The following is an 18,561-nucleotide window of genomic DNA, read 5'->3' as shown; positions in this document are numbered from 1 at the left end:
GAGGCCGTGCTCGGGGCCGCCGGTCAGCCGGTCAGCCGGTGAGTTTGGTCAGCCGGGTGGCGAGCATGCGGACCCGGTGCGCGTTGCCGTGGAGCGCGACGTACCGCTCGCCGTACACGGACAGCAGGGCGTCATCCAGGCGCCGGACCGCACCCGGTGGGTACCGGTACCCCATCCGCGACTCGATGCACTCGACATCGACGTCACGCAGGACCTCCCTCAGCTCGGACAGGGCGGTGATGCCCAGCTCGAGCAGCAGGCTGCTGATCCACTCGTAGTGATCGGTGCGGGACCAACCGGCGTCGGTGAACTGGCCGGCCAGGAAGGCGGCGAGATCGGTCGTGCTGATCCGCGGGTCGTCGTCCGTGGTCTCGGCCGGCGAAGTCAGCTCCTCACGGTGGCGGTCGCGGATGGTGGTGAACTGCTGGTCGGCCAGCTCGAGGAGCCCCGCCGCGAGCGTGAAGCGGCGGTCGAAGTCGGGACCGTGCTCCGCGCTGACCGATCCCTTGTAGCGGACGTCGTGCTCGAACTCCGCCCAGGCGTGCTGGAGGACGGTGCGGATCTGGACCGACGCCTGACTGCCTGCGGGTATGGCCGACTCCTCGCGATCGTCGCCGAGGGCGACCAGGAGATGACGGCTCGAGTAGCCGAATCGTCCGGCGGCGGCCGTCTCCTGGCCCATGTCGCGGTCCTCCCGCACCTCGAGCTGGGACGAGAGCAGCTGGGCGACTGCGGCGACATCGGAGAGCACGTAGGTGACGACGCGGACCCCGATCTGGTCGGTGATGTCGGTGAGCGGCTTGGGATGCGCGAGCCGGCCACCGGGGAGTCGGCGTGCCGCTTTGGTGGCGAAGGACTCCACCGTCTTCGTGCGTCCGGTCACCGCGAGGTAGTTGATGCCGGCGTCGTCGAGCAGCTGCGTCACGAGGGCGACATAGGCGTCGGTGACCACCCCCAGCTCCTCGCGTCCAGCGGCGTATCGCTGCACGGCCCTGCGGACCCGGGTCGACTGCTTGCTCGCCATGGGGTACAGCCTGCCTCAGACCGGTGCGCGAGTCCGTGCGCGACGTCACCCCGTGGGCGCGTCCCCGCGAGAGGCCTCGGCCGTGCGGGCAAGGTCGCGGTAGGTGATGAGGTCGTGGCGGAAACGACTGACCAGGAAGCGGACGTCCCCGAGCACGTAGACACCGGGCGCCTCGGAGGGGCTGCGTCCGTGCGGCCACTGGCTCCCGCCGATGAGCAGCGCCAGGTTGCGCGAGCGCACCGAGGGCGCGCTGCCCTCGCCCAGTCCGCGCACGAAGGTCCGGTAGCTGAAGGGGGCCACGGTGCCGGTGAGCGAGTTCGCCTTGACGACGGTGTGGACGATCGTCGCCGCGACCCTGGCCGGCGGGACGTCCCGCCACAGGTGGAGCATCCCCTCGTGGGCTGCCGTGGCGAGAAGCCGGCGATAGGCCGTGAGCAACTGCCCGGCCAGGATCGGTGCGGGTTCCAGCCCGTCGAGGTGCTCGTCGACGGCACCCGCGAGGTCGCGGCTCCCGAGGGGCAGCAGATCGAGCTCGAGACGCTCCCCCAGGGGGAGTGGATCGTCGTCGAGCACCTCCAGCGCCGCCACTCCCCCGACCACCCGCGCCAACCAGTGCAGCATCTGCTCCTGCGGCTCCTCGCGCACGATCACCCGCTCCACGCGGGGCTGCGGTGGCGGCGGGCGCAGGTGGGCCAGCTCCATCGCGGCGCACTCGTACCCGCTCCCGGAGACCGGCCGACTCACCGAGTCGACGACGTGGCCGTCGACGAGCACGACCTCGGTCAGGGTGCCCAGATCACCCGGCGCCCGGCCCGTGTCCCGGGACGGCGGTGCCCCGTCGAGCCACGGGTCACGCCCCCACGCGTCCTCGGGCTCCAGCAGCCCACCGTCGACCCCGTACAACCAGCGCTCGCCCATCGGTCCCGTCCTCTCGTCGGTGACCGGTCCGTGCGATCGGCCACGCACCCACCCCACCGGCTGCGCACGGTGCGGGGGACCCCCTTCGCCCCGGTGTGGACGACGCGGCCCGACGGGATCCGGCTGTGAACATCCCCACCCGATCCCCCGTGCGAGCACTCGCCCACCCGAGGATGGACCCATGAGCTCATCCCCCATCGCCCTGGTCACCGGTGCCTCCTCCGGTATCGGTCAAGCCTCCGCCATCTCTCTCGCTGCGGCGGGGTGGACGGTCATCGGCGCAGCCCGCCGCCTCGACCGCCTGGAGCCACTGCGGGCGAAGGGGGTCACCCCCCACGTCCTCGACGTCTCCGACGACCGGTCGATGGTCGCTCTCGTGGACGACGTCATCGCCGACCACGGCCGCATCGACGTCCTGGTCAACAACGCGGGGTACTCGGTCTTCGGCGCGGTCGAGGACGTCCCGGTCGAGGTCGCCCGTCGGCAGCTCGAGGTCAACGTCCTCGGCCTGTCCCGGATGAGCCAGCTGGTGCTGCCGCACATGCGGGCCGCCGGGTCGGGACGGATCATCAACATCGCCTCGGTCGCCGGTCGGGTGAGCGAGCCACTCGGCGGCTGGTACCACGCGAGCAAGTACGCCGTGGAGGCCCTCAGCGACGCCATGCGCATGGAGCTCGCTCCGCACGGGGTGACGGTCTCGATCATCGAGCCCGGTGCGATCCGCACGGAGTTCGGCGGCATCGCCGCGGAATCGCTCGCCGAGTACTCGGGGTCGGGCGCCTACGCCGGCCAGGCACGCCGGATGGCCCGGGCGCACGAGCAGATGTTCGGCTCCGCCGCGGCCGACGTGGACGTCGTCGTCGACGCGATCGTCCACGCGGCCACGGCCAGGCGGCCCCGGGCGCGCTACCAGGTGCCCGCGAGCGCGAAGGCGATGGTGGCCGCGACGAAGGTCGTCCCCGCCCGGGTCATGGACGCCGCGATGGGTCGGATGTTCGGGACCCACCGGGCCTGACCCCGTCCTCGGCATAGGCTCGGGCCCGTGAGTGCACTGGACAACGTCAGCGAGACCTTCGATCCGCAGGCCTGGGAGGTGGTCCCCGGCTTCGAGGACCTCACCGACATCACGTACCACCGGGCCACGGAGCTCGGTTGCGTGCGGATCGCCTTCGACCGCCCGGAGATCCTCAACGCCTTCCGCCCGCACACGGTCGACGAGCTCTACCGCACGCTCGACCACGCCCGCCGGACCCCCGACGTCGGCGTCGTCCTGCTGACCGGCAACGGCCCGACGCCGCGCGAGGGCAGCAGCGCGACGACGCAGGGATGGGCGTTCTGCACGGGGGGCGACCAGCGCATCCGCGGTCGCTCCGGGTACCAGTACGCGAGCGACCCGACCGGCGACGACAGCGTCGCGGGCGTCGACGAGCGCCGGGTCAAGGCCGAAGGGGGGCGCCTGCACATCCTCGAGGTGCAGCGCCTCATCCGCACCATGCCGAAGGTCGTCATCGCCCTCGTCGGTGGCTGGGCCGCCGGCGGCGGGCACTCCCTGCACGTCGTGTGCGACATGACGATCGCCAGCCAGCACGCCCGCTTCAAGCAGACCGACGCCGACGTCGGCTCCTTCGACGGCGGCTACGGCAGCGCGTACCTGGCGAAGATGGTCGGGCAGAAGCGCGCGCGCGAGATCTTCTTCCTCGGCCGTGCCTACACCGCGCAGGAGGCACACGAGATGGGTGCGGTCAACGCGGTCGTCGAGCACACCGAGATCGAGGTCGAGGCGCTGCAGATGGCCCGGGAGATCATGGCCAAGTCGCCCACGGCCATCCGGATGGTCAAGTTCGCGCTGAACCTCACCGACGACGGCCTCATGGGCCAGCAGGTCTTCGCCGGCGAGGCGACCCGTCTGGCGTACATGACCGACGAGGCGGTGGAGGGGCGCGACCAGTTCCTCGACAAGCGCGAGCCGGACTGGTCGCCCTTCCCCTGGTACTTCTGATCGCGATCGAGGCCGTCCCGCGGCCGCGGCCGCGGCCGCGAGCGCGACGGGTCGTCCCCCACGGGCCGACGGCGTACGCGTAGAGCGGGCGCCACCTCGCCTGGACGAAGGCGGCGACACCGGTCGGCCAAGGCGTCCCGGTCGTGCTGGTAGTCGGCTCGTCCGGTGGACGCGCGCTGTGCGGGTCGGCCGCGACGACCGAGCGGGAGGACGCTCAGCTTCGGGCCCGGGCCGGCGTGTGACGCGCTACCTTTGAGGAGCGGTCGGACAGTGGACGGGGAGGCCATGAGTACTCAGCGGGGCCACCAGGTGATCACGGACGACGACGTCGAGGGCCTCGGTGAGCCGACCGGGCTCGTCAGGTGGTCGGCCGGCACCGCACATGCCTCCGCAGTGTCGGCGCGCTCGCAGACCGTCCACGCCGTCGCCTCCTACGAACCAGTGACCGGCACACTGATGGACCAGGAGCTCCGCGAGTTCGTCGACGACGTCCTCTGCCCGAGCCGGGCGCGATGACCGCCCCCTCCCGTGACCGGGAGTCGACCTCGGTCCGGGCGCTGCTGACCCGCGACCCCACCGCCACCGCGGAGGCTCTGCGCGCCCTCGTCGCGGCCATCGGCCTGCTCGGGTGGGTGACCTACCCGGATCGGCACACCGAGGTCCTCGTCGCCTTCGGCTTCGCCACCGCACTGCTCCTCCTGCCCGAGGCACGCGCAGCAGGTCGACTGCCCCGCGGCGGCATGCGACGCGCCGGCACGCTGCGCGCCCTCGCGCCCGCGGTCGGTGGCCTCTGCCTCGTCCTCGTCGCGCACGACGAGCACCTCTACCGCCTCGCGATCGCGATCGGCGTGCTGCTCCTCGTCCGCGGACTGGCCGACCTGCTCGCCTCCCGAGTGGTGCCCCCCGACGCCGCAATCCAGCTGTGGTTGATCGGACTCGGCTTGGCGGAGCTCGCCGGGGCGGTGGCGGGACTGGTGCGACCGGAGCTCTTCGGGCAGTTCAGCGTCGCGGTCGTCGGCCTGGTCTGGCTGGCCATGCCGGTCCTGACGGTCCTCGCGCCGGCACCGAGCGCCGTGCGCGGGGCGACGACCGCCCCCTACATCAAGCGGGGTGAGCTCGACACCGAGGTGCGCGCCACCATCGAAGAGGCGGTCGGAGGGATCACCCGTGCGCGCCTCTGACGCTTCCTCCTCCTGCTCGCGGCGGCCGCAGTGATCGCCAGCTTCGGCGTCCTCGTGGACTCGACCGCCGCGATCATCGGAGCGATGATCGTGGCCCCGTTGATGGAGCCGATCCTCGGCGTGAGCGCCGCCCTCGTCGCCGCACGACCCCGTCGGCTCGCCTCCCATGCGGCCCTGCTGATCGCGGGTGTGCTCGTCGTCTACCTCATCTCGACACTCATCGGCGCGACCTCGCTCGACCTCTCCGACGACCTGACCAATGCCGCGGTCACGTCTCGCACCAGCCCGACCCTGGCCGACCTCGGCGTCGCCGTCGCGGCCGGTGCGGTGGGCGGCCTCTCCATCACGCGTACGGACATCGCCGGCTCCCTGCCCGGTGTCGCGATCGCCGTCTCGCTCGTGCCCCCGCTGTGCGTGTCCGGGGTGACCCTCGCCGGTGGCGACTCGACCGCCGCGCTGGGCGCCCTGCTCCTCTTCGCCGTCAACCTGGTGGCCATCATCGCCGCGGGAGGAGCCGTGCTCATCGTCGCCGGTTTCGGCTCCGCCCGCGAGGTGGAGGGCCGCCGGCTGCTGCTCACCGGGATGGGTGTGACCACGGCCCTGGCCCTCCTCACCGTGCCGCTGGCGACGACGGGCCGCGACATCGTCGCGGAGCGTGACCTGGAGTCCGCGGCCCTCACGGAGTTCAACGCGTGGGTCGAACCTGTCGCGCCCGCCCACCTGATGGACCTGACGGTCGACGGCGCCGAGGTGCACCTCCTCATGGCCTCGCACGACACGCCACCCTCGTCCGCTCGACTCCAGTCCGCCATCGAGGAGGCCGTCGGCTACCCGGTCCAGCTCGAGCTGGGATGGGTACGGAGCCAGGCGAGATGAGCCGTGCCGGACCGATCACCCGCACGGTGACCACGGGGCCGCCCCCACCCTGTGGAGGGCACGCCCCCGGCCCCGGGTCCATCAGCGAAGATGGACGCGTGCCGATCACGCCACTGCCCCTGCCCGCCGGCCCCGACGTCCTCGAGGCGCTGCCCCGACTCGAGCGCGCGCTGACCGGCACCGCGCCGGTCCTGCCGCACGCCCCGGACGCGGCGCCGCAGATCCCCCCGGGCGGTGCCCCCGACGACCTCGCGGTGACCGTCGCCACCTCCGGCTCGACGGGGACGCCCAAGCTCTCCCTCCTTACGGCGGCGAACCTCATCGCGAGCGCCGAGGCGACCGCCGAGCGGCTCGGTGGTCACGGGCAGTGGCTGCTCGCCCTGCCGCCGCACCACATCGCCGGGCTCCAGGTGCTCCTGCGCAGCATCACCGCGGGCACGACGCCGGTGGTCCTGGCGGCGTCGGAGGTCACCCCCTTCGCCCTCGTCGAGGCCACGGCCGGGATGGCCGGGGAGCGGCGCTACACCTCCCTCGTGCCGACCCAGCTGGCCCGGCTCGTCGAGGACCCGCTCGGGTTGGAGGCGCTGCGGCGCTTTGACGCGATCCTCGTCGGCGGCGCGGCCACTCCCGCGGCGCTGCTCGACCGGGCCCGCTCCCAGGGCGTGCGCGTCGTGACCACCTACGGCATGTCCGAGACCGCCGGAGGATGTGTCTACAACGGCACGCCCCTGCGCGACGTCATCGTGCGCACCGGCGACGACGGCGCCCTCGAGATCGGCGGACCGGTCGTCGCGCACGGATACCTCGGGATGGAGTCGGACTCCTTCGTCGCACACGGCGGTCAGCGGTGGTTCCGCACCGGCGACCTCGGCGTGGTCGACGGCGAAGGAAGGATCACCGTCCACGGTCGGGCGGACGACCTGATCAACACCGGCGGCATGAAGGTCGCCCCGCGTCTGGTCGAGGACGCCGTCGTGGCGCACATCCCCGCCGTCACCGGCGCCGTGGTCGTCGGCGTCCCCGACCCGGAGTGGGGCCAGATCGTGGCGCTGGCCGCGGTGACCTCGCCGGGCGGGCCGCTGCCAGGGCCCGTGGCGGCGGACGGACTCGGCGAGATCCGCGAGATGCTGCGCCCCCACCTGCCGGCACACGCCCTGCCGCGACGCGTGCTCGTCGTGACGCAGGTCCCCCTGCGCGGGCCCGGAAAGCCCGACCGCCCCGCCGTGGCGCGTCTGCTCGGAGCCTGAACGCTCGTAGGATCGACCATCGTGGCCACACTCTCCGACTGGTTCGCCGGCGCGCGCCCGCGAACCCTGCCCGCAGCGATCGCGCCCGTCATCGTCGGCACCGCCGCCGCGGCCGCCAACATGGACCTCGAGGAGGAGAGGAAGGGGGTCGTGCTCGGCTTCGCACTGCTCGCCCTGCTCGTCTCCTGCTGCCTGCAGATCGGCGTCAACTACGCCAACGACTACAGCGACGGCATCCGCGGCACCGACGAGGAGCGGGTCGGCCCGGTCCGTCTCGTCGGGCAGGGGCTGGCCGAGCCGGCCGACGTGAAGGCGGTGGCCTTCGCCTTCCTGGGGCTCGGGGGTTTCTTCGGCTTCGCCCTCGTCGCCCTGAGCGCGGCCTGGATCCTGCTGCCGATCGGGGCGCTGGCGATTCTCGCGGCCTGGCGCTACACCGGCGGCGACAACCCGTACGGCTACCGCGGGCTCGGTGAGGTGTACGTCTTCGTCTTCTTCGGCCTGGTCGCCACGCTCGGCACGCTCTACGCCCAGATCGGCACGATCACGCCCATCGGGGTGCTCGGCGCCGTCGCCGTCGGGTCGCTGGCGAGCGCGATCCTCGTGGCCAACAACCTGCGCGACATCCCCACCGACAGCCTCACCGGCAAGACGACGCTCGCCGTGCGCCTCGGTGACGCGCGTGCCCGCCGGCTCTACCTCGGACTCTTCGCGGTGGCCGCCGTGTGCACACTGCTCATGGCGATCTGGCAGGTCTGGGCCCCGGTTGCGATCCTCGGTCTGCTCATCGCCTGGCCCGGCATCAAGGCCGTCAAGGACGGCGCCACCGGTCGCGCCCTGATCCCCGCGCTGGCGCTGACCGGCCTGGCCGAGTTGCTGTGGGCGGTCCTGCTCGTCGTGCCGCTGGCGATCTGACTCCCGCCGTCCGAGGCGCACCCCCGGGAGTCGCCGGGCGCGACGGTAGCGCTGGTCCGGCGCCGTCGTGCTGAGGACATCTGGCCGGGCAGCCCTGACAAGACCCCCTGGCGACTCATGGCCGGGTTATGACGCGGCCAGCACCGGTTTTCCCGGCCATCCCGAGACTGCGCGGCCACCAGGGACATGACACACCAGGCACGTGCTCGTCACACGAGTATCGGGTCACCCGAGAATCTGGAGGCGACACAGAGTCCCCCTGCCCGAGGCGACACAGGGCCCCCCTGACGAGGCGACACAGAGTCCCCCCGATCAGGCCAGCGGGGTCAGCGGAAGGTCTCTTCCTCGTCGTCCGCAGCGGCGTCGGCCTCGCGCCCTGCGGACGTGCTCTCGTCCTGCGCGCGGTCCTCGACGGCCTCGTCGGTGTCGGTCCGGGCGGCGCGCTTGTCCGCCTTGGCGGCGCGACGCTCCTCGAGCTGGGTGATCATGTCCGCACGGAAGGGCTTGAGCACGACCGCCGAGATGAGCATCGACGCCAGGGCGGCGAGAACGGCCAGCCAGGGCAGTTCGTTGCCGTCCCTCAGCCCGAGCAGCCAGAACAACGCAAGGCACCCGAAGAAGATGAGGAAACGAAGCAGGGTGTAGCGGATCATGTCGCCCTTACTGCGCGTAGCTGTGCATGCCGATGAAGTAGAAGTTCACGACCGTGTAGTTGATGATGATGCAGGCGAATCCGGCGACGGCGATCCAGTTCGCGGTGCGGCGCGCAGTGTTCTTCGTGGCGCGGGCGTGCAGGTAGGCGGCGTAGACCGTCCAGATGACGAAGGTCCACACCTCCTTCGGGTCCCACGTCCAGTACGCGCCCCACGCCTCGCGGGCCCAGATGGCTCCGGCGATGAGGGTGAAGGACCACAGCGGGAAGCCGATGATGTGCAGCGAGTAGGAGAACTTCTCCAGCGACTGCGCCGGGGGCAGCTTGCGCCAGAACCGCTCTCCGCCCACCTCGCGGTCGCTGAGCAGGTAGAGCCCGCTGACGATCGCGCCGACGGTGAAGACACCGACCGACAAGGTCGCCACGGTCACGTGGATCCCCAGCCAGTACGACTGCAGCGAGGGCACGAGCTCGTCGGCCTCGACGTACCAGGCGGTCGAGGCGACCATGAGCAGCAGCGTGACGAAGGCCGTGACGAAGACCCCGAGCCAACGCAGATCGCGGCGGACCGAGGCCACGCTGAACGTCGCCAGCGCGAAGAACCCACCGGCGATGCTGAACTCGAAGAGGTTGCCCAGGGGGAAGCGCTCGACGGCGACCCCGCGCATCACGGCCGAGAGCAGCAGGAGCCCGGCGGCCAACCACGTCAGCGAACCGGCGATGCCGGCGGCCTTGCGCGCCCGCACCGGCGTCTCGACGGCGGTGCCCGCGGCGTGGTCGGACGCCGCGTCCCCGTCGGCGGCCGGACCACCGACGGTCGCGGGGACCTTGGCGTCTGCGTCGGCCCGTTCGCGCACGGGCACGGCCTGCGCGAGGTAGAGGGCGTAGCAGAGCATCGCCACGGTGACCACCAGCGCCGCCGAGGCCAGCGCGTAGTTGGCGTACTGGGCCAGCATCTCGTTGTTCATGATGTCCTCGATTCTCCCACGAGCTGGTCGCGCACCTGCTCGACCACCTCGGTCAGTCCCTCGTCGTCATCGCGGCTCATGCCACCCACCTCGACCCGCACCCGGCCGTCGACCTCGGTCAGGCGCACGAAGACCCGGCGCCGCTTGACCAGCAGGGTCGCGATGAGGCCACCGAGCGCGAGCAGCGCGGAGACGAGGGTCAGCTCCTTGCCGGGGTCACTGCGCACGGAGAAACCGGCGTAGCGCTCGATGCCGTCGAAGGTGATCGTGCCCCGATCACCGGGCAACGCCTCGGTGTCGCCGGGGGTCAGCCACAGCCGCAGCTGGTCGGTGCCGTCGCTCGTGACCACCTTGTCCATCGACTTCGTGTCGAGGGTGAAGATGGACTGCGGCCGGCCACCGGGGTACAGCTCACCGGTGTAGAGGCTCAGGGCGAGCGCCGGTGCCCGGGTGTCGGGGAAGACGGAGATCGGGCCCTGCTCCGGGTCGATCGTCGCGGTGGGCAGGAAGAGCCCGACGAAGCCGAACTGCTCGGGCTGCGTGGCCGCCCCGACCTTGATCGCGCCGGTGGAGCGGTAGTTGCCGTCCTGCGCGAGGAAGGGGGTCGCCCCCTTGTAGAGGACCTCCCCCTCGGCGTCCTTGACGGTCACCACCGGGGCATAGCCGTTGCCGAGGAGGAAGACGGTCGAGTCCGCCATCTCCAGCGGCCCGTTGACCTTGACCACGTCGGTGAACTCGTCGCCGTCGGCCGGCGTGACCGAGACGTGCGCCTCGAAGTCCTGCGGCTGGCCGAAGGTGCGTGCGGCCGGGTCCCGGTCGTTGAAGTCGGCGGTCATCTCCTCGACCGTGATCGCGAAGGGGGAGAGCGTGGACTCGTCGACGAGCGGCCCCGGCGCCCACGTGTCGTACCGCGTGACGGTGCTGACGAAGGACTCCCCGGAGGGCACAACGATGTCGGCCTTCCAGCCCCACAGGTAGCCGATCGCGACGCCGATGATCAGCGCGACCAGGCTCGTGTGGAAGATGAGGTTGCCGGTCTCCTTGAGGTAACCCGTCTCGGCGGAGACGCTGGCCTCGTCATGACTGGCGACCCGGTAGCGACGCTTGCGCAGCACCCTGGTCGCGGCCTCGCGAACCTCCTCGAGGCTGCCCTCGACCTCACCCTCGGCGTGGGCCTCGAGGCGGCCCAGACGACGCGGCGCACGCGGGGGCTTGCCGCGCAGGGCGCGCAGGTGGACTCCGGTGCGCGGGATGATGCAGCCGATGAGCGAGATGAACAACAACAGGTAGATCGCCGAGAACCACGGCGAGGAGTAGACCTCGAAGGCCCCGAGCCGGTCGAGGATCGGGCCCGTCGTCTCATGGCGCTCGATCCAGTCCGCGGTCCGTCCGGGGTCGAAGTTGCGCTGCGGGAAGACCGAACCGGGCACCGCGCCGATCGCCAGGAGCAGCAGCAGGAAGAGCGCCGTGCGCATGCTCGTCAGCTGACGCCAGCCCCACCGTGACCAGCCGACGACCCCGAGCCTCGGCTGGGTGACCGACTGGGTCCGGGAGTGCGGTCGTCCCTCGGTGCGTCGGGCCATCAGAGGTACACCTCCCAGTCGCTGATCAGTCGGATCTGCAGCCACTGGTTGATCGCGTCCCAGCCACCGGTGAGCAGGAGCAGACCGATGATGATGAGCAGGACGGCGCCGACGACCTGGATCGTGCGCTGACGCCGGCGCAGCCACTGCGACACCGGCGCCCAGCGCTCGTAGGCCGCGGCGATGAGGACGAAGGGCAGGCCCAGCCCGGCGCAGTAGGCGATGGCCAGAACGACCGCGCGCGTCGTCGAGGCATCACCGGCGAGGTTGAGTGCGAGCACAGCGGCGAGCGTCGGCCCCATGCACGGCGCCCAGCCGAGACCGAAGACCGCCCCGAGGAAGGGTGCCCCGGCCAGTCCGGCGGCGGGCTTGACCGGGAGCCGAAAGGTCCGCTGCGAGCCGGCCCCGAGGAAGACCAGCGCCATGAGGATCACCGCGACGCCGCCGATGCGCATCAGCAGCACCCGGTGCTCCACGAGCGCCCGGCCGGCGGTGGCCACGAACATCGACGCGAGCACGAAGACGACGGTGAAGCCGAGGATGAACAGCACCGCGCCCAGGACCATCCGACCGCGACTGCGCTCCTCCAGAGCGACGTCGGACAGGCCGGTGACGTAGCCCAGGTACCCCGGCACGAGCGGTAGCACGCACGGAGTGGCGAAGGAGACCAGCCCGGCCAGGGCGGCGACGAGGACGGCCAGCGGCAGGGCCCCGCCGGTGACCTGGTCGCTCAGCCCTGCCGGGACCGCGGCGAGTGACGGGAGCACGGGCAGGGCCGGGCCCATCATCCGTTGCTCTCGGCCAGGGTGTCGTCGATGATGCCCGACAGCGTGCTCTCGGTGACCGGACCGAGCACGACGGCGGCGATGCGGCCCTGACGATCCAGGACCGCGGTCGAGGGCTGGGTGGTCATCGTGCCCTGCATGTCCAGGGCGGTCGTGCCGGTCTCGTCGTAGACGGAGGGCCAGACGAAGCCCCACGTCTTGGCCTGCGCCAGGCCGGTGGCCACGGAGGACTCGCGGTAGTCGATGCCGACGAAGGTGACGTCCTCTCCCTTCGTCGCCTCATGGGTGTCCACGAGGTCCGGGGCCTCCTTGGCGCACGGACCGCACCAGCTGGCCCAGAGGTTGACGACGACGACGTCCCCACGGTGGTCCGCGACGTCCCAGGTCTCGCCGCGGATGGTGTCCCCGGCCAGGTCGACCGGCTCGTCGCGGTCGGCCTCGGGGATGAGGTGGAGGGTGCCGTCGCCGGAGCGGTAGCCGGCGTCCTGGGCGGCTTCCTGCGTCTCTGACGTGGAGCAGGCGGCGACGCCTCCGAGGAGGGCGAGGGCGCTCGCCGTGGCGGCGAGGGCGCGGGTGAGGCGGTGTGCAGTCATCGAAGGGGGTCAGGCTCCCGGGGTCTTCGCGGCGTGCGGGTAGAGGTGGGCCGCGGGCTCGGTGTAGGACACGTCGACGACCTCGTCACCGACGAAGGTCACCGTGGTCAGCGAGGCGAGGTTGCACTCGCGGCGGCGCGGGTCGTGCCACAGGCGACGGCTCTCCAGGGCGCTGCGGATGGTCCAGATCGGCAGCTGGTGGCTGACGATGAGCGCCTCGTGGCCACGCGCGTGGTCCCTGGCGTCCTCGATGGCGGCCATCATCCGCTTGCTGATCGCGTGGTACGACTCACCCCACGTGGGCACGGTGGGGTCGCGGACCCACCACCAGCGGCGGGGGTCGAGCAGGAGCCGCTTGCGGAAGCGTCGCCCCTCGAACTTGTTGCCCGCCTCGATGACCCGGGGGTCGACGACCGCCGTCAGGCCGTGGCGCTCCAGGGTCGGGGCGGCGGTCTCGGCGGTCCGCTCCAAGGGGCTGTGCACGACCAGCGCGAGGTCGTGGTCGGCGAGGTGCGCACCGACGACCTCGGCCATCTGCCGGCCGAGGTCGGACAGGTGGTAGCCGGGCAGGCGGCCGTAGAGGACCCTGCGCGGGTTGTCGACCTCGCCGTGACGCATCAGGTGCACCACGGTGCGATCCTGCACTCCCGGCGCCCCGGCGTCGACGTGCTCGGCACGGGCCTCGCGTGCACCCGACGCCGCCTGCGCGGCAGCACGAGCGGCGATGTCGCTGGTCTCGCTGGTCTCGGGGTCGAGGGGCAGGTCGGTGCCGGAGTCAGGCATCGGCTCGGTCATGGCCCGGATTCTCTCAGGTCAGTCTGAGCGGTCTCGCCCAGGTCGGTCCGGCAGGTTCCGGTGGGCGACGACGGCGTCGTAGAGCGCCTTCTTGCCGTGGCCGGTCGAGGTCGCGACCGCCGCGCAGACGTCCTTCAGCCGGGTGCCGCGGTCGTGCCGGGCGAGGACCTCGGCGACCGCGTCCTCGAGTGAGACGCTGGTCTCCTCCGCGCCGCCGACGACGATCGTGATCTCACCCTTGACGCCCTCCGCCGCCCACTCGGCCAGCTCGGCCAGGCCGCCCCGGCGGACCTCCTCGTAGGTCTTTGTCAGCTCGCGGCAGACCGCGGCCGCACGGTCGGCACCGAAGCACTCGGCCATCATCTCCAGGCTGGCTGCGATCCGGTGCGGCGCCTCGAAGAAGACCATCGTGCGCCGCTCGAGGACGAGCTCCTCGAGCACCCGGCGCTTCTCCCCCGGCTTGCGCGGCAGGAACCCCTCGAAGCAGAACCGGTCCACGGACAACCCGGACAGGGCCACGGCGACGAGCACCGCGCTCGGGCCCGGGACGCAGGTCACGTGCTGCTCGGCGTCGATGCAGGCACGCACGAAGCGGTACCCGGGATCCGACACCGAGGGCATCCCGGCATCCGTGACGAGGACCACCCGCTCCCCCTTCGTCACCGACTCCAGCAGGTCCACGGTCCGGGTGGCCTCGTTGTGCTCGTGATAGCTGACCACCCGCGCCGGCAGCTCGACCCCGAGCTGACCGGCGAGGCGGCGCAGCCGACGGGTGTCCTCCGCGGCGACGACGTCGGCGCCCGCCAGCTCGTCCCGGAAGCGGGCGCTGGCATCGCGCGGGTCACCGATGGGCGTGGCGGCAAGGACGAGTGGCATACCCACCATCATCCCAACAGGCGGCGACCTCCGATCAGGGCATGGTCCTGCCGAGCACGGGGGCTGTGTCGCGGTCCACGTCCCCACGGGCCGGGCTCGCCTACGATGACGGCCATGGACCGCCGTGAGCAGCTGCGTGCCCGGCTGCTCGGCTTCCGTCCCAGCGATGTGCTGTGGGGCTGGCTGGGCCCGCTGCTCTTCGCCGTCATCGGCGGACTCATGCGCTTCTGGGCCCTGGGGCGGCCCCACCAGCTGATCTTCGACGAGACCTACTACGTCAAGCAGGGCGTCTCGATGCTCGACCACGGCGTCGAGATGAAGTGGAAGGGTGACGGCGAGGAGGTCGACCCGAGCTTCACCCAGGGCACGACCGACGTGTTCATCGGCACCCAGGGCGACATGGTCGTCCACCCGCCCGTCGGGAAGTGGGTGATCGCCTTCGGCGAGTGGATCTTCGGGCCGACGTCGAGCTTCGGGTGGCGCTTCTCCGTGGCCCTGCTCGGCACGCTGTCGATCCTGATGGTCGGCCTGATCGCCCGACGCCTCTTCCGCTCCGGCTGGCTCGGCACGATCGCCTCCTTCCTCATGGCCTTCGAGGGGCACCACTTCGTCCAGTCCCGCACGGGCCTGCTCGACCTGATCCTGATGTTCTTCGTGCTGGCGGCCTTCGGCGCGCTGCTCATCGACCGCGACTGGTCACGACGACGGCTGGCGGACAGGGTCGCCGCGCTGCCCGCGGGCGTGCGGATGCGGACCGGGCCGTGGCTGCTGTGGCGCCCGTGGCGGCTCGTGGCGGCCGTGAGCCTGGGGCTGGCCTGCGGCACCAAGTGGTCGGGGCTGTACTTCTTCGCGATCTTCGGCCTGATGACCGTCTGGTGGGACATCGGGGCGCGAAAGGCGGTGGGCGTCCGGCGCTGGTTCGGCGCCGGCATCGCCAAGGACGGCATCTTCGCCGGGGTCTCGATGAGCCTGGTCGTCCTGGGCACCTACCTCGTCTCGTGGACGTCGTGGTTCACCAGCACGTACGGGTACAACCGCTCGTGGGCCGCCGACCACCCGGGTGAGGGCGTGCAGTGGTTGCCCCCCGCCCTTCGCTCGCTGTGGGACTACCACGTGCAGGCCTTCGACTTCCACACCCACCTGACCTCGGAGCACACGTACCAGTCGAACCCGTGGTCGTGGATGGTCCAGGCCCGGCCCACGTCCTTCTTCTACGAGTCCCCGGCGAAGGGGGTCGACGGGTGCGCCGTCGAGTCCTGCTCCAAGGCCATCACCAGCCTGGGCTCGGTCTCGATCTGGTGGCTGGCGACGATCGCGCTGTTCTTCCTCCTCTACCACTGGGCGTTCAGACGGGACTGGCGCGCGGGGGCGATCCTCGCCGGGTTCGTCGGCGGCTGGCTGCCGTGGTTCTTCATCCAGCACCGCACGATCTTCACCTTCTACGTCATCGCCTTCGAGCCGTGGGTGATCCTTGCTGTCGTCTTCATGCTCGGGCTGGCCCTCGGCCCACCGGGCGCGAGCGCGCGCCGACGCCGGATCGGGCACCTCGTGATCGGCGGCTACTGCCTGCTCGTGCTGGCCAACTTCGCGTTCTTCTGGCCGGTCTGGACCGCCCAGGTCATCCCCTACGACCACTGGCAGTGGCGGATGTGGTTCCCCAGCTGGGTCTGAGGCGCTCGGGGGGCGCACGCGCGCACAGCGATCTGCGCCCTCGGGTCCCGGGGTGCCCTGAGTCCCGGAGTGCACGGGGTGCTGTCGGCGGGTGCTCGTAAGGTCGGGGCCATGCACTACCCCCTCATCGACGGCGTCCCCGGCCCCCCGACGATCACCACGGGTGACCTGCGGACCGGGCGTCGCTGCGAGTTCGGCCTCCTCGTCGAGGCCGACGTGCGGCTGGGGCGCCGGGAGGCGGTGCCCAGCACACCCGATGCGGTGCGCGACCGTTTCGGCGCCGCCGGGCGGGAGTGGGAGGCGGAGGTGACCGAGCGGCTCACCCGCGAGCACCACGACGGGGTCCGCGACGCGCGCGAGCTCGACCACGAGGCGACCCTGCGGCTGCTCACCGACCCCAGCGTGCGCCTGGTGCACCAGGCCGCCGTGCGCGCCGACCGCTTCACCGGCCGGGCCGATCACCTCCTGCGCGATGAGGACGGGCGGTGGATCGTCGCGGAGACCAAGTTGGCCCGATCCGCCCACGCGCACGCACTGACGCAGGTGGCGGCCTACGCCGAGGCGCTGCGGGAGGCAGGGGCCCCCGTCGCCCCCTTCGTGCGGCTGTACCTGGGTGACGGGTCGGTCGTCGACACCCCCACCGAGGATCTCGTGGAGGACCTGGCCACCGTCCGCTCACGGGTTCTCGAGGTGCTCGGGAGACACCTCGACGAGGACGTTCCCGTGGCCTGGGGTGACCCGCGGTGGCGGGCGTGCCTGCGCTGCGACGCCTGCCGGGCCGAGCTGGCCGCATCCGGTGACGTCGGACTCGTCGCCGGTGTCTCCTCCTATCGACGACGCCTGCTGCTGCAGGCCGGTGTCACCACGGTCGCCGCTCTCGCCCAGCGGATCGGTCCCGTCGAGGGGATCGAGCCCGAGGACCTGGCCGTCATGAGCGCCCAGGCCCGGCTGCAGCTCGTCGAGCCGACCCCGCAGGCGCCGCTCGCCTTCGAGGTGCACACCCCGGCGGTTCTCCCCGAGCCGAGCCTCGGGGACGTCTTCTTCGACTTCGAGGGCGACCCCATGTGGCGCGATGGCTACGACGACGACCCCGGCCTGGAGTACCTCTTCGGGTGTCTGACCACGGACGACGGCGAGCGCTTCACGCCGTTCTGGGCCCACGATCGGGCGGCGGAGCGCCGCGCTCTCGTCGACTTCGTCGACTGGGTGCAGGAGCGGCGCCGACGCTGGCCGGGGACGCACGTCTACCACTACGCCGGGTACGAGCCGACGGCGCTGACCCGACTGGCCAGCCGCCACGACGTGTACCGCGACGAGGTCGCCGCGCTCATCGCCGACGGCGTGCTGGTCGACCTGTACGCCGTCGTCAGGTCCTCGGTGCGCGTCGGCAGCCCGTCCTACTCCATCAAGCGCCTCGAACCGCTCTACATGGGCGTCGACCTGCGCGACCCCGACGGCGTGACCGGCGGGGGTGAGTCGATCGTCGAGTACCAGCGCTACCGCGAGGCCGTCGCGGAGGGCGATGCCGCCGGAGCCGCTGCGCGCCTGACCGACCTGCGTCAGTACAACGAGTACGACTGCCTCTCCACGCTGCGACTGCGCGACTGGCTGCTTGCCCACGCGGCGTGAGTCACGCCATCGGGCGACGACCTTCTACCCTGATGCCGTGGACCCGTCCGAACTCGCACCCACTGACCGTCGGCAGGCACTCCGTCGCAGGGTGGGCGTCGCAGTGGGGGCCCTCGCCATCGTCGGGGTGCTGCTGATCGCCCTGCGCCCCGGACCGGGCTCCGGCGCCGCTCAGCCCGCCACGTCGACGACGACCTCGGTGGCGGCCGCCGACCCCACGACGGGTGAGTCGCCGTCGGCCGCCCAGTCGTCCACGTCGTCGACCTCCTCGAGCCCGACGCTGCCGGACTACGAGAGCACCGGAGAGTTCGAGACCGCCAAGGGATCGGACCGGGTCCGCGGCTCGTCCGGTCAACTCATGACGTACGAGGTGGAGGTCGAGAAGGGCTCGGGAGTGAGCGCCCGGGTCTTCGCCGGCGCCATCGACGGCACGCTGCGCAACCCCCGCGGCTGGACCGCAGGCGGCCACTGGCGGTTCCAGCGGGTGTCCGCGGGCCAGTCGGACCTGACCATCCGGCTCGCGACCCCGAAGAGCGTGGACGCTCAGTGCGCCGCCGCGGGACTCAACACACACGGGTACACCTCCTGCCGCACCGGCCGGTACATCCTGATCAACCTCGATCGGTGGTACCTCGGCGTCCCCCAGATCAGGGATCTCGACCTCTACCGCAACTACCTGATCAACCACGAGGTCGGGCACGCGCTGGGCAAGGGGCACCAGTCCTGCCCCGGCAAGGGCGAGACCGCTCCCGTCATGCTGCAGCAGACGCTCGGCCTCGACGGCTGCGTGGCCAATGCCTGGCCACGAGACACCAAGGGCAAGCTGGTCACCGGACCACCGACCGACTGACG

19 protein-coding genes are annotated in these 18,561 nt (G+C 71.6%); 10 read left to right on the top strand and 9 right to left on the bottom strand.

Annotation, left to right across the window (positions count from 1 at the left end; translation table 11 throughout):
- Positions 1-31 precede the first annotated feature (31 nt).
- Together V1351_RS02190 and V1351_RS02185 are read right to left on the bottom strand one after the other, a co-directional pair.
- On the bottom strand, positions 32-1,024 hold the full coding sequence (locus V1351_RS02190; protein WP_338750292.1) for a GTP pyrophosphokinase: 993 nt from the start codon (positions 1,022-1,024) through the stop codon (positions 32-34).
- Positions 1,025-1,069: 45 nt separating this feature from the next.
- Positions 1,070-1,990 (bottom strand): hypothetical protein, encoded by a 921-nt coding sequence (locus V1351_RS02185; protein ID WP_338750290.1) that lies wholly within the window; start codon positions 1,988-1,990, stop codon positions 1,070-1,072.
- A gap of 133 nt (positions 1,991-2,123) precedes the next feature.
- Between V1351_RS02185 and V1351_RS02180 the strand changes: the two genes are divergently transcribed.
- From V1351_RS02180 to V1351_RS02150, 7 genes are all read left to right on the top strand, one after another.
- Positions 2,124-2,957: an oxidoreductase gene (locus tag V1351_RS02180; RefSeq protein ID WP_338750288.1), complete on the top strand. Its 834-nt coding sequence runs from the start codon at positions 2,124-2,126 to the stop codon at positions 2,955-2,957.
- Positions 2,958-2,984: 27 nt separating this feature from the next.
- Positions 2,985-3,941 carry a 1,4-dihydroxy-2-naphthoyl-CoA synthase gene (locus tag V1351_RS02175; RefSeq protein ID WP_338750286.1) on the top strand — a complete coding sequence of 319 codons (957 nt, stop codon included), beginning with the start codon at positions 2,985-2,987 and terminating at the stop codon, positions 3,939-3,941.
- A 285-nt stretch (positions 3,942-4,226) separates the two neighbouring features.
- Positions 4,227-4,457 carry a hypothetical protein gene (locus V1351_RS02170; RefSeq protein WP_338750284.1) on the top strand — a complete coding sequence of 77 codons (231 nt, stop codon included), beginning with the start codon at positions 4,227-4,229 and terminating at the stop codon, positions 4,455-4,457.
- Positions 4,454-5,122, top strand: coding sequence for a hypothetical protein (locus tag V1351_RS02165; RefSeq protein ID WP_338750282.1), 669 nt, complete (start codon positions 4,454-4,456; stop codon positions 5,120-5,122). Before V1351_RS02170 ends, V1351_RS02165 begins: the two co-directional genes overlap by 4 nt.
- A 30-nt stretch (positions 5,123-5,152) precedes the next feature.
- On the top strand, positions 5,153-5,998 hold the full coding sequence (locus tag V1351_RS02160) for a DUF389 domain-containing protein (protein ID WP_338750280.1): 846 nt from the start codon (positions 5,153-5,155) through the stop codon (positions 5,996-5,998).
- 98 nt (positions 5,999-6,096) lie between these two features.
- Positions 6,097-7,245, top strand: a complete 1,149-nt coding sequence (menE, locus tag V1351_RS02155; protein WP_338750278.1) for an o-succinylbenzoate--CoA ligase — start codon at positions 6,097-6,099, stop codon at positions 7,243-7,245.
- A gap of 21 nt (positions 7,246-7,266) precedes the next feature.
- Entirely contained in the window at positions 7,267-8,157 is an 891-nt protein-coding gene (locus tag V1351_RS02150; RefSeq protein ID WP_338750276.1) for a 1,4-dihydroxy-2-naphthoate polyprenyltransferase, read from the top strand.
- Positions 8,158-8,483: 326 nt separating this feature from the next.
- On the opposite strand, the gene V1351_RS02145 is transcribed toward V1351_RS02150, so the two are convergent.
- The 7 genes from V1351_RS02145 to rsmI are packed head-to-tail and all read right to left on the bottom strand — an operon-like array spanning position 8,484 to position 14,409.
- Positions 8,484-8,810 (bottom strand): DUF4229 domain-containing protein, encoded by a 327-nt coding sequence (locus V1351_RS02145; protein WP_338750274.1) that lies wholly within the window; start codon positions 8,808-8,810, stop codon positions 8,484-8,486.
- A gap of 7 nt (positions 8,811-8,817) precedes the next feature.
- Positions 8,818-9,777, bottom strand: coding sequence for a c-type cytochrome biogenesis protein CcsB (ccsB, locus tag V1351_RS02140; protein ID WP_338750272.1), 960 nt, complete (start codon positions 9,775-9,777; stop codon positions 8,818-8,820).
- Positions 9,774-11,360, bottom strand: a complete 1,587-nt coding sequence (resB, locus tag V1351_RS02135) for a cytochrome c biogenesis protein ResB (protein ID WP_338750270.1) — start codon at positions 11,358-11,360, stop codon at positions 9,774-9,776. The genes ccsB and resB overlap by 4 nt, the downstream gene beginning before the upstream one ends.
- Positions 11,360-12,148, bottom strand: coding sequence for a cytochrome c biogenesis CcdA family protein (locus tag V1351_RS02130; protein WP_338750268.1), 789 nt, complete (start codon positions 12,146-12,148; stop codon positions 11,360-11,362). The genes resB and V1351_RS02130 overlap by 1 nt, the downstream gene beginning before the upstream one ends.
- Entirely contained in the window at positions 12,145-12,738 is a 594-nt protein-coding gene (locus V1351_RS02125) for a TlpA family protein disulfide reductase (RefSeq protein ID WP_338750266.1), read from the bottom strand. The genes V1351_RS02130 and V1351_RS02125 overlap by 4 nt, the downstream gene beginning before the upstream one ends.
- Positions 12,739-12,747: 9 nt before the next feature.
- Positions 12,748-13,533, bottom strand: coding sequence for a histidine phosphatase family protein (locus tag V1351_RS02120; RefSeq protein WP_338750264.1), 786 nt, complete (start codon positions 13,531-13,533; stop codon positions 12,748-12,750).
- 18 nt (positions 13,534-13,551) lie between these two features.
- Positions 13,552-14,409 (bottom strand): 16S rRNA (cytidine(1402)-2'-O)-methyltransferase, encoded by an 858-nt coding sequence (rsmI, locus tag V1351_RS02115; RefSeq protein ID WP_338750262.1) that lies wholly within the window; start codon positions 14,407-14,409, stop codon positions 13,552-13,554.
- A gap of 114 nt (positions 14,410-14,523) precedes the next feature.
- Here rsmI and V1351_RS02110 point away from each other — a divergent pair, with 114 nt between their 5' ends.
- The 3 genes from V1351_RS02110 (at position 14,524) to V1351_RS02100 (ending at position 18,559) form a co-directional block, all read left to right on the top strand.
- A complete protein-coding gene (locus tag V1351_RS02110; RefSeq protein ID WP_338750260.1) occupies positions 14,524-16,080 on the top strand; it encodes a dolichyl-phosphate-mannose--protein mannosyltransferase in 1,557 nt (518 codons plus the stop codon).
- A 111-nt stretch (positions 16,081-16,191) separates the two neighbouring features.
- Complete coding sequence (locus V1351_RS02105; RefSeq protein WP_338750258.1) at positions 16,192-17,709, top strand: TM0106 family RecB-like putative nuclease; 1,518 nt, start codon at positions 16,192-16,194, stop codon at positions 17,707-17,709.
- Positions 17,710-17,746: 37 nt separating this feature from the next.
- Entirely contained in the window at positions 17,747-18,559 is an 813-nt protein-coding gene (locus V1351_RS02100; protein ID WP_338750257.1) for a DUF3152 domain-containing protein, read from the top strand.
- The last annotated feature ends 2 nt before the right edge of the window (positions 18,560-18,561 follow it).

This window comes from Janibacter sp. A1S7, assembly GCF_037198315.1.
Lineage (GTDB): Bacteria > Actinomycetota > Actinomycetes > Actinomycetales > Dermatophilaceae > Janibacter > Janibacter alittae.
The sequence above is the reverse complement of the archived record's forward strand: the minus strand, read 5'-3'. Positions and strand labels throughout refer to the sequence as shown.